Consider the following 529-nt stretch of genomic DNA (forward strand, 5'->3'; position numbering starts at 1 on the left):
GCGCGGGTGATCTGAACACCCTTAGGCTGGCCGGTTGACCCTGAGGTGTAAATCACATACGCCAGGTGCTCCCCATGAGCCTCACCCGGTACGTTCTCTCCGGGCAATGCGGCGCTTAGCTCTTCCAGAAACACCTTCACTGTCCCTGGCTCCGTCTCAAGCACTCCGGTTAAGGTTCGCTCCGTCAGCAGGATTCGCGTTCCTGAATCCCGGAGCATGAATTTCACTCGTTCACCTGGGTATTCCGGGTCAAGCGGGACATAGGCTCCGCCTGCCTTCAAGATCCCCAGGACGGCTACGATCAGGTTCGGGTTGCGAGGCGTGCAGATCCCTACCAGTACATCTGGCCCGACACCCAGAGCGCGAAGGTGATGGGCGAGCCGGTTGGCGCGCAGGTTCAGTTCCTGATAGGTCAGTTCCTGTCCCTCGAACTCGATCGCTGTGCGCTCTGGATTCAGTTGAGCCTGCTGTTCAAAGAGGCTTACCACATTCTCTTGCGGGTGGCCAGTCGACGTGTCATTCCACACCT

Annotated in this window: 1 protein-coding gene; it reads right to left on the minus strand. The window is 58.8% G+C overall.

Features of this window, described 5'->3' with window-relative positions; all coding sequences use genetic code 11:
• A partial coding sequence (locus K7W41_RS23390; protein WP_224612958.1) for an AMP-binding protein occupies nucleotides 1-488 on the minus strand: 488 nt, incomplete at its 3' end.
• Between the last annotated feature and the right edge of the window lie 41 nt (nucleotides 489-529).

This window comes from Deinococcus multiflagellatus, from assembly GCF_020166415.1.
Taxonomy (GTDB): domain Bacteria; phylum Deinococcota; class Deinococci; order Deinococcales; family Deinococcaceae; genus Deinococcus; species Deinococcus multiflagellatus.